Annotated in this window: 13 protein-coding genes; 1 reads left to right on the top strand and 12 read right to left on the bottom strand. The window is 72.9% G+C overall.

What is annotated here, in order from left to right; translation table 11 throughout:
- Positions 1–378: 378 nt before the first annotated feature.
- Entirely contained in the window at positions 379–1,485 is a 1,107-nt protein-coding gene (locus JNW89_RS17730) for a sulfite oxidase (RefSeq protein ID WP_238449762.1), read from the top strand.
- 123 nt (positions 1,486–1,608) lie between these two features.
- On the opposite strand, the gene JNW89_RS17725 is transcribed toward JNW89_RS17730, so the two are convergent.
- The 12 genes from JNW89_RS17725 to proS form a co-directional block, all read right to left on the bottom strand.
- Complete coding sequence (locus tag JNW89_RS17725) at positions 1,609–1,932, bottom strand: DUF2469 domain-containing protein (RefSeq protein ID WP_007075222.1); 324 nt, start codon at positions 1,930–1,932, stop codon at positions 1,609–1,611.
- Complete coding sequence (locus JNW89_RS17720; RefSeq protein WP_238449761.1) at positions 1,929–2,720, bottom strand: ribonuclease HII; 792 nt, start codon at positions 2,718–2,720, stop codon at positions 1,929–1,931. Before JNW89_RS17720 ends, JNW89_RS17725 begins: the two co-directional genes overlap by 4 nt.
- Before the next feature lie 15 nt (positions 2,721–2,735).
- Positions 2,736–3,212 carry an NUDIX hydrolase gene (locus JNW89_RS17715; RefSeq protein ID WP_238449760.1) on the bottom strand — a complete coding sequence of 159 codons (477 nt, stop codon included), beginning with the start codon at positions 3,210–3,212 and terminating at the stop codon, positions 2,736–2,738.
- A 61-nt stretch (positions 3,213–3,273) separates the two neighbouring features.
- A complete protein-coding gene (gene lepB, locus JNW89_RS17710) occupies positions 3,274–3,906 on the bottom strand; it encodes a signal peptidase I (RefSeq protein ID WP_238449759.1) in 633 nt (210 codons plus the stop codon).
- Positions 3,903–4,784, bottom strand: coding sequence for a signal peptidase I (lepB, locus tag JNW89_RS17705; protein ID WP_238449758.1), 882 nt, complete (start codon positions 4,782–4,784; stop codon positions 3,903–3,905). The genes lepB (JNW89_RS17710) and lepB (JNW89_RS17705) overlap by 4 nt, the downstream gene beginning before the upstream one ends.
- Positions 4,785–4,975: 191 nt before the next feature.
- Entirely contained in the window at positions 4,976–5,332 is a 357-nt protein-coding gene (rplS, locus tag JNW89_RS17700) for a 50S ribosomal protein L19 (RefSeq protein WP_030335223.1), read from the bottom strand.
- Positions 5,333–5,475: 143 nt separating this feature from the next.
- On the bottom strand, positions 5,476–6,264 hold the full coding sequence (trmD, locus tag JNW89_RS17695; RefSeq protein ID WP_238449757.1) for a tRNA (guanosine(37)-N1)-methyltransferase TrmD: 789 nt from the start codon (positions 6,262–6,264) through the stop codon (positions 5,476–5,478).
- Positions 6,265–6,280: 16 nt separating this feature from the next.
- Positions 6,281–6,835, bottom strand: coding sequence for a ribosome maturation factor RimM (rimM, locus tag JNW89_RS17690; RefSeq protein WP_238449763.1), 555 nt, complete (start codon positions 6,833–6,835; stop codon positions 6,281–6,283).
- Between the two features lie 2 nt (positions 6,836–6,837).
- Complete coding sequence (locus JNW89_RS17685; protein WP_172862164.1) at positions 6,838–7,098, bottom strand: RNA-binding protein; 261 nt, start codon at positions 7,096–7,098, stop codon at positions 6,838–6,840.
- The gene (gene rpsP, locus JNW89_RS17680) at positions 7,073–7,558 is read right to left on the bottom strand and encodes a 30S ribosomal protein S16 (protein WP_238449756.1); all 486 of its coding nucleotides are present in this window, start codon (positions 7,556–7,558) and stop codon (positions 7,073–7,075) included. The genes JNW89_RS17685 and rpsP overlap by 26 nt, the downstream gene beginning before the upstream one ends.
- A gap of 239 nt (positions 7,559–7,797) precedes the next feature.
- A complete protein-coding gene (locus tag JNW89_RS17675) occupies positions 7,798–8,418 on the bottom strand; it encodes a DUF402 domain-containing protein (protein WP_238449755.1) in 621 nt (206 codons plus the stop codon).
- Between the two features lie 49 nt (positions 8,419–8,467).
- Positions 8,468–9,874, bottom strand: coding sequence for a proline--tRNA ligase (proS, locus tag JNW89_RS17670; RefSeq protein WP_238449754.1), 1,407 nt, complete (start codon positions 9,872–9,874; stop codon positions 8,468–8,470).
- Positions 9,875–9,922: the final 48 nt, after the last annotated feature.

Below are 9,922 nucleotides of genomic sequence, written 5' to 3'. Positions count from 1 at the left end.
CGACCGCCCGGCCGGACGGGGAGAGCGACGCGGCCCGGGTAGCCATGGCGGCCGGCCGAGCGACAGGCCGGTCCGGCCCCGGTCCGGGGGTCGCCGCGACGACGGCGCCCGGCGGGCCGAGGACCAGCAGGACCGCCCACCACACCGTCACCGCCCGCAGTGCTCTCCGCATGTCCGCAGCATGCCCGCACCGGCCACCGGCCGACCCGGACAGCGCGTCCGCTGTGGACGACGGCCCGCCCTGTGGACAACGCCCACCAGTCGAGTCGATCTGCTAGGTGACCGGGGCGGAGCCGGCCGCGCCGGCACCGGACCGGTGGACCGGCGCGGCGACTAGGCTGGGCCCACGCACCGAGGGTAGAGATCGGGGAGGCCGCCGTGACCAGCGTGGACGATGTGAGCCGCCCCTCCCGAGTGGCCGGGCCGGACGAGGCGATCAGCGCCGAGGAGCTGCAACTGGCCGCCCGCAACCACGGCATCCCGCTGGAGGCGTTGCGCTACGACGTCACCCCGGCCGGCCTGCACTACCTGCTGATCCACTACGACATCCCGGATGTCGACCCGGCCGGCCACGCGCTGACCGTCGACGGCGCGGTACGCCTGCCGCTCATCCTCGGGCTGGACGAGCTGCGCTCGCGCCCCCGGGTGACCCGGCAGGTGACGTTGGAGTGCGCCGGCAACGGCCGGGCGCTGCTGCACCCGCGCCCGGTGAGCCAGCCCTGGCTGGTGGAGGCGGTCGGCAACGCCGAGTGGACCGGCACCCCGCTCGCCCCACTGCTGCGTGAGGCCGGCATCGCGCCCGAGGCGGTCGACGTCGTCTTCACCGGGGCCGACCACGGCGTCGAGCGCGGTGTCGAGCAGGACTACCAGCGGGCCCTCCCGGTCGCCGACGCGCTGCGGGAGGAGGTGCTGCTGGCGTACGAGATGAACGGCGCTCCCCTGCTGCCGCAGCACGGCGCGCCGCTGCGGCTGATCGTGCCCGGCTGGTACGGCATGGCGCACGTGAAGTGGCTGCGCGGCATCACCGTGCTGACCGAGCAGTTCGACGGCTACCAGAACGCGGTGGCCTACCGGCTGCGGCGGGACGCCGACGACCCGGGCGAGCCGGTGACCCGGATCGAGCCGCGCGCCCTGGTCCGCCCGCCGGGGTTCCCGGACTTCATGACCCGCACCCGGGTGCTGCGTCCCGGGCCGTGCACGGTGGACGGTCGGGCCTGGTCCGGGCACGCGCCGATCACCTCGGTGGAGGTGACCACCGACGGCGGGGCGACCTGGGCACCGGCCACCGTGGACCCGCCGCGCGGCGGGGACTGGTCCTGGCGGCGCTGGCGGTACGAGTGGTCGCCGCAGCCGGGCCGGTACGTCCTCGGCGCCCGGGCCATCGACGCGTCGGGGCGGACCCAGCCGGTCGAGCAGCCGTGGAACCGGGGCGGGTTCGCCAACAACCTGGTCCAGCGGGTCGAGGTCGCGGTCCTCGCGGACTGAGCCGCGAGGCGGCGCGTCAGTGTCGCCGAACGCACCCGGTGGTGGTGACCCCAGGCAGGCGGCAGGTCGGGGGAAGAGGTCGCTTGCCGGCGGGTGGGGGATGCCGGTCAGAGGAGCGGTGCGTCAGCCGCCGAAGCCGGAGTCGGCGGGGAGGGAGATGTCGGGCTTCTCCAGCTCCTCGACGTTGACGTCCTTGAAGGTCATCACCCGGACGTTCTTCACGAACCGGGCAGGGCGGTACATGTCCCACACCCAGGCGTCGTGCATCTCGACCTCGAAGTAGACCTCACCGTCGGAGTTGCGCACGTGCAGGTCGACCTGGTTGGCGAGGTAGAAGCGGCGTTCCGTCTCCACCACGTAGGAGAACTGGCGGACAATGTCGCGGTACTCCCGGTAGAGCTGCAGCTCCATCTCGGTCTCGTACTTCTCGAGATCTTCCGCGCTCATCGCACTCCGCCTTCCATGACCACATCTTCCCCCACCGGCGCCGGGGGCCGAGGCTGCTCGCCCAACGCCACGCCGACGGTACCCCCTGACGCGTCGAAGCGCTCCATCGGCTCGGGCGCGGGCCCGACGGCGGGGCGTCGGGAGCGCGGCGGACGGCCGGCGCGGCCGGACACGGCGGCCACGTTGACGTACGAGAACCGGTGCTCCACGCAGGGGCCGCGCTCGCGCAGCGCCTCGCTGTGCTCGGGCGTGATGTACCCCTTGTGCTCGGCGAAGCCGTAGCCCGGGTACTGCCCGTCCAGCTCCACCATGAGCCGGTCCCGGGTGACCTTGGCCAGCACGCTGGCCGCCGCCACGCAGGCCGCCACCCGGTCGCCCTTCCACACCGCCAGCCCGGGGGAGTCCAGCCCGTCGACGCCGAAGCCGTCGGTCAGCACGTACTCGGGTCGGGTGGTCAGCGACGCCAGCGCCCGGCGCATCGCCGCGAGGTTGCACACGTGCAGGCCCCGGGCGTCGACCTCCTCGGCCGGGATGATCACCACCGCGTACGCCAGGGCGCGGGCGACGACCTCCTCGTACACCCGCTCCCGGCTGGCCGGGGTGAGCAGCTTGGAGTCGGCCAGCCCGTCGATCTCACCGCGCCGCCCCTCGGGCAGCACCGCGGCGGCGGCGACCAGCGGCCCGGCGCAGGCGCCGCGACCGGCCTCGTCGGCGCCGGCGACGTGCCGGAAGCCGCGCCGTTGCAGGGCCCGTTCCAGGGCGTAGAGCCCACCTTCGCGGCGCACCACCGTGCGCGGGGGGCGTCAGCACGGCGCGCCCCCGCTCGGGTCGGTCAGGGCCCGGGTCAGCACGGCGGGCAGGTCCTCCGGGTAGTAGCGGTCGCCGGTCGCGGTCAGCTCGTCGACCGACCACCAGCGGTGCCCCGAGACGCTGGCCCGCTCGATGTCGGTGAAGCCCGTGGTGTCCACCTCCCAGCCCGGCACCCGGACCAGGAAGAACTCCTGCTCCTGCCGGTACCAGACGCCGTCGAAGGGGAACTCGACCGTCTCCGACCAGACCGGCGCGCCCAGCGCGCCCGGTTCCAGCCGCAGCCCGGTCTCCTCGGCCAGCTCCCGGGCGGCGGCCTGGGCGGGCGTCTCCCCCGGGTCGAGCCCGCCGCCGGGGGTGAACCAGTACCGGTGCTCGGGACGGGACGGGTCCCAGCCGCTGAAGAGCAGCACCCGGCCGCCCGCGTCGACGAGCAGCACCCGGGCCGCGCGGCGAGGGGTGTAGACGGTCACCGCCCCAGCCTGCCAGACGCCGGTGACGGACTGCCACGCCCGGGGGCCGGCCGCGGGTCCGCTACGGGTTGGGGATGGCGTCGAACTGCTCGGGCACGGTGAGCCAGGTCGCCCGGTCCACCGGCCAGAACACGGTGAAGGCCCGCCCGACGACCTGGTCCTCGGGGATGGTGGCGCTGTCGATGTTCCGACCGGACTGCTGCCAGTGCTCCAGGGAGTCGCCGGAGGCGGAGCGGTGGTCGCCCATCACCCAGAGCCGCCCGTCCGGCACGGTGATGTCGAACTCCTGGTCGGCCGGCTTGTCCCGCTCGCCGTTGGCCGAGAAGATGTACGGCTCGTCGAGCGGCTTGCCGTTGATCACCAGCTTGTCGTCGTCGCAGCAGACCACGTGGTCGCCGCCGACGCCGATCACCCGCTTGATGAAGTCCTCGCCGTCGGGGTTGCCGCTCCACTCCGTCGGCGCCTTGAAGACGACGACCTCGCCGCGGTGCGGCGACCGGAAGTCGTAGACCAACTTGTTGACCAGCACCCGATCGTCGATCTGGAGGGTGTTCTCCATCGACGGGGACGGGATGAAGAAGGTCTGCAACACGAAGTAGCGGACCAACACCGCCACCAGGATTGCCACGCCCAGGAGGATGGGCAGTTCCTTCCAGAAGGAACTGCGGGGCTTGTCGGTCTGCTCGTCAATCACGGGTGGAGCCTACGTCCCCGGGCGCGGGCCGATCGTCCGGAACGCGCGACAACGGACATCAGGGTCACCGCCGGGAGGACGAGAGCGACACCGCCCACCGGGGTCGGTTCGGCCGGTGGCGGGGCGGCCGGGGCGGCGGCCGGCCGGGAGAGCCGGTCGAAGGTCTCGGGCACCGGCAGCGAGGTCCACCGCTGGGACGGCCAGACCACCATGAACGCCCGGCCGACCACGTTGTCGATCGGCACCGGGCCCTGGCAGCGGGCGTCCTGCGAGACCAGTCGATGGTCGCCCATCACGAAGATCTGGCCGGGCGGGACGACCACCTCCTCGAAGCGCCGGGACCGGCACTCGCGGGCGTTGGGCGGCACGTCCAGCGGCGAGTTGCGGATCACGTACGGCTCGTCCAGGGGGGTGCCGTTGACCAGCACGCGCCCCTGGTCGTCACAGCACTTCACCCGGTCGCCGGGCACGCCGATGACCCGCTTGATGAAGTCCTTCTCGCCCGGGCGGCTGACCCCGACCAGGTCGCCGAACGTCCGCCCGACCTTGCCGACGAGGCCGGGCTCGGGCTCCTGGACCTCCTGCGCGACCCACCGGTCGGTGCCCCGGAAGACCACGACCTCGCCGCGCACCGGGTCGCGCACGTCGTAGACGACCTTGTTGACCAGCACCCGGTCGCCGATGAGGAGGGTGTCCTCCATCGAGCCCGAGGGGATGAAGAAGGCCTGGAGCAGGAAGGTGCGGATCAGCACGGCCAGGCAGAAGGCGACGACCAGCAGCAGCGGAAGCTCCTGCCAGAGCGGCATCTGCCGGCGGGTGCGCCGGGTCCGCCGGCGCCACGGATCGACTGTGCCGTCCTCGTCAAGCACCTGCACCACGCCACTCCCCGGTCCGCAGAAACGACACTACCGCCCGGGAGCCTCGTCGAGGCCCCACGGGCGGTAGTGGACATTCGCACGCCGTGACCAGCGTCGCGGCGTCGCTGCCCCGCTGCGCCCGTACGGACCAGGGTAATGCGATCTGGTCGATACGACACCCGCGCAGCTCAGGCGGCGTGGCGAGCGGGAAGTCAGCTGGGCTGCTTCTCCCGCTTCTCCTTGATCTTGGCCTTCTTGCCGCGCAGCTCGCGCAGGTAGTAGAGCTTGGCGCGACGCACGTCACCGCGGGTCACGACCTCGATCCGGTCGATGCCCGGGCCGTTGAGCGGGTACGTCCGCTCCACGCCGACCCCGAAGCTGACCTTGCGGACCGAGAAGGTCTCGCGCAGACCGTCACCCTGGCGGCGGATGACGACGCCCTGGAAGATCTGGACACGGGACCGGTTGCCCTCGACGACTCGCGCGTGCACCTTGACGGTGTCACCGGCACGGAAGTCGGGGAGGTCGGTCCGCTTCGACTGGGCGTCAAGGGCGTCCAGGATGTTCATCGCTGCGTCCTCGTGAGGCTCACGGCGCACCGTCAGTCGGTGCGCGGATGGGTGATTCTGATCCCCGGGTGGTGATCGGCGGGCCGACCCCGGTCGAGGATCCTCGCAGCCGCCCGCGGGCGCGGGTGGATGCGGCAACCCCCCTACTTTGCCACATCCCCCGGCGGCAGCTGAAATCCGGCCCGGTCCAACGCGGCGACGTCCCGTTTGTCCAGGCTCTCCGGCGGCAGCGCGGCGATCATGTCGGGCCGGCGGGCGGCGGTGCGGGCCAGCGCCTCGTCGCGCCGCCACCGGGCGATCCGTCCGTGGTCACCGGAGCGGAGCACCTCCGGCACCTCGTGCCCGCGCCAGGTCGCCGGCTTGGTGTACATCGGGGCCTCCAGCAGCCCGTGGGCGTGCGACTCCTCGTCCAGCGAGCCGGCGTTGCCGAGCACCCCGGGCAGCAGTCGGGTGACCGCCTCCAGGATCACCAGCACCGCCACCTCGCCGCCGAAGAGCACGTAGTCGCCGAGGGAGACCTCGGTGACCCGCATCCGGGTCGCGGCGTGCTCCAGCACCCGCTGGTCGATGCCCTCGTACCGGCCGCAGGCGAAGAGCAGGTGCGACTCGGCGGCCAGCTCGTGGGCCATCGCCTGGGTGAACCGGACGCCGGCCGGCGAGGGCACCAGGAGGCGGGGCAGGGTGTGCCCGTCGGGGCTGAGCTCGTCGGGAGCGAGGGCGTCGAGCGCCTCACCCCAGGGCTCCGGCCGCATGACCATGCCCGGGCCGCCGCCGTAGGGCGTGTCGTCGACAGTGCGGTGCACGTCGTGGGTCCAGCTCCGCAGATCGTGTACGGCCAGCCGCAGCGTCCCGCTCTCCCGGGCCCGGCCGATCAGCGACAGGTCCAGCGGGGCGAAGTACTCCGGGAAGATCGACACGATGTCGACGCGCATGGGGGTGGCTCCGGTCTCAGAGGTCGAGCAGACCGGCCGGCGGGTCGACCACGACGCGACCGCCGGCGAGGTCGACCTCGGGGACGATCGCCTGAACGAAGGGGATCAGCGCGGTACGCCCCTCGGGGCGGCGCAGGACCAGCAGGTCGGAGGCGGGGGCGTGGTCGATCCGGGCCACCTCGCCCAGGTGCTCGCCGGCCGGGGTGACCACGGCGAGACCGACCAGCTGGTGGTCGTGGAACTCCTCCGGGTCCTCCGGCGGCGCGACGTCGGCGCTGTCCACGCCGAGCAGGGTGCCGCGCAGCGCCTCGGCGACCTCGCGGTCGAGGATGCCCTCGAAGGCGACCAGCATCCGGCCCTGGTGCCAGCGGGCCGCCTCGATGGTCAGCTCGGCCGGGACCGTGAAGGGCACGCCGGGCCCGGGGGCGGGGTTGGCCGGGGCGGTCGCCCCCGGCTCGGTCCGAAGAACCGTGCCGGGGGCGAAACGCGCTTCGGGCTCGTCGGTCCGCACCTCCACGGTGACCTCACCGCGGATGCCGTGCGGTTTGCCGATCCTGCCGACGATGAGCAGCATCAGTACGAGTCGACGATGTCGACGCGTACTCCGCGTCCACCGATGGAGCCGATCACCTGGCGCAGTGCCTTGGCGGTCCGGCCGGACCGCCCGATCACGGTGCCGAGGTCCTCGGGGTGCACGCGGACCTCGAGCCGCTTGCCCCGACGGGAGTCGACCATCCGGACGCGCACGTCGTCCGGGTGGTCCACGATGCCCTTGACCAGGTGCTCCAGCGCGGGACGCAGTGGCATGTCAGGCCTGCTCACCGGCGTCGGCAGCAGCAGCCGGGGCCTCGGCCGGAGCCTCGGTCTTCGGCGCCTCGGCCGGAGCCTCGGCCTTCGGAGCCTCGGCCTTGGCGGCCTTCTTGGCCGGCTTGGCCGGGGTCTCCGGAGCCAGGCCGGCGGCGGCCTTCGCCTCGGCCTCGTACGCCGCCTTGCGGTCGGCACGCTCGGGGGCGACCTTCAGCGGCGGCGGGGCCGGCAGGCCCTTGAACTTCTGCCAGTCACCGGTCAGCTCCAGCAGACGCTGCACCGCCTCGCTCGGCTGCGCGCCGACGGAGAGCCAGTACTGGACCCGGTCCGACTTGACCTCGATCACCGAAGGGTCTTCCTTCGGCTGGTACACGCCGACGAACTCGATCGCGCGACCGTCGCGCTTGGTGCGCGAGTCGGCGATGACGATGCGGTACTGCGGGTTGCGGATCTTGCCCATCCGCAGGAGCCGGATCTTTACGGCCACAGTTGTTTCGCTCCTGTTGCGATCTCACCGACCCGGTACGGGCGGTGCACGGGTGAGCGCCACCCGGCACAGTGGGGTTGGGCCGGAGACAACTCGGTGGACTGGCGACACGCCCGGGTTAGAGGGCGCCGGACGCGCGCCGGATACCAGCGACCCATTCTGCCAGATCCGACGCCGATCTCTCACACCGGACCCGGACAGATCCCCCGACGCGGCGTGGTGGTGACGCGGAACACGCCTCAGCGGACCGGCGGACGGTCCCAACCGGGCGGCAATCCGTCGGGTACGTCCCAGTCCGGGGGCGGCACGAAGTCGCACCAGGTGCCGTCGAACGGGAACACCCCCGCCTCGGCCTGGGCGATCACCCGCTCCCCCTCGGCCCGTACCGCCGCCTCGTCGGCCACCCAGTAGTCGTCTCCGAAGGCGAGCCGCTCGGCGAACTCCTCCTCGTCCTTCCACCGCCAACTGTGGTCCGGGTACACCACCACGTCGAGGTCCTGGTCCACCACGTCGACCCCGGCGACCGCGCCGTCGTCCCAGCGGACGCCCGGCTCCTCCAGGTTGACGTACCAGTTGGCGAACCGGCCCCGCGCGTCGGAGAACCACCAGACCGAGTGGGCCGCCCCGGTGGGCAGGAACTTCAGCAGCGGCGGACCGCTCCACCGGCCGCGTGCCAGCCGGTACGACGAGGAGATCCACTCGGCGAAGGGCATCGCCCGCATCCCCAGGCCGGCCTCGGTGACCTCGTGGGCGACCGGGGTGTCCCGGGCGATCCAGATCAGCAGGCCGCGCTCGTCGTCGCTGACCACCCGGCCCGGCCGGACCCAGCCGATCCGGCCGTGCCGCACGTTGCGGTGCATGATCAGACGACCGGGCGCGAACCGGTCGGCGGGGCCGCCCGGGCGCACCTCAGTAGGCGCGGGCGAGGATGGCGACCAGGTCCGACTCGTCCTCCGAGTCGGGCACCGAGCCGTCGGCGCGGAGCAGGCAGCGCACGGTGACGCCCTGACCGTTCGCCTCGGCCTCACCCGCCACGCCGACCGCCGACCACGGCACCTTGGCCCAGCCGGTGGCCGCCGCCTCGATCGCCTCGGCCAGCGTCGACACCTCGACGGTGCGGGACTCGCGGTGGGCCAGCGCCTGGTCGTGCAGCACCCGCTGGTCGGCCTCCAGGGCGGCCAGCACCGCGCCGACCACGTCCGCCACCGGGGTGGGGGCCTTCGAGCCGTCCGTACGCCGGACCACGACCGCGTTGCCGGCGGCCAGGTCGCGGGGGCCGACCTCGACGCGTACCGGATAGCCGCGCAGCTCGGCGTCGACGGCCCGGCGGCCGAACGCGGTGTCGGTGCGGTCGTCGAGCGCGACCCGGACGCCGGCGTCCCGCAGGCCGTCGCGGAGCTTGGCCGCCGCCTCGGCGACGCCCTCGCCGTCCTTGACGATCATCACGTACGCCTGGACCGGCGCCAGCTTCGGCGGCACCCGCAGGCCGTTGTCGTCGCCGTGGGCCATGATCAGGCCGCCGAGCATCCGGGTCGAGGTGCCCCAGGAGGTCGTCCAGGCGTGCTCGCGGCCGCCCTCGGCCGACGAGTAGCTGATGTCGAAGGCCTTGGCGAAGTTCTGCCCCAGCTCGTGGCTGGTGCCGAGCTGGAGGGCCTTGCCGTCGCCCATCATGCCTTCGCAGGTGTACGTGGCGGTCGCGCCAGCGAAGCGCTCCCGGGCGGTCTTCAGACCGACCACCACCGGAATGCCGAGCACGTTGACCATCAGGTCCTCGTACGCCTCGTGCAGGATCCGCCGCGCGTAGGCGCGGGCGTCCTCGCGGGTGGCGTGCGCGGTGTGCCCCTCCTGCCAGAGGAACTCGCTGGTCCGCAGGAAGATCCGCGGGCGCAGCTCCCAGCGGACCACGTTGGCCCACTGGTTGAGCAGCAGCGGCAGGTCCCGGTACGAGTCGATCCACTTGGCCATGAACTCGCCGATCACCGTCTCGCTGGTGGGGCGTACCACCACCGGCTCGGCGAGCTGCTTGCCGCCACCGTGGGTGACGACGGCGAGCTCCGGCGAGAAGCCCTCGACGTGCTCGGCCTCGCGCTTGAGGTAGCTCTCCGGGATGAAGAGCGGGAAGTACGCGTTCTCCGCGCCGGCCGCCTTGATCCGGGCGTCCATCTCGGCCTGCATCCGCTCCCAGATGGCGTAGCCGGCCGGTCGGATGACCATGGTGCCGCGGACCGGGCCGTTGTCGGCCAGCTTCGCCTTGGCGATCAGGTCCTGGTACCAGCGGGGAAAGTCCTCCGCACGGGGAGTGAGCACGCGTGCCATGACCGCACATCCTAGGCGGCGTCCGCCCCGCCGCTGCGCCCGGGAGGC

The organism is Micromonospora sp. 4G55 (genome assembly GCF_016803375.1).
This window is presented reverse-complemented; position numbering and strand designations above follow the sequence as displayed.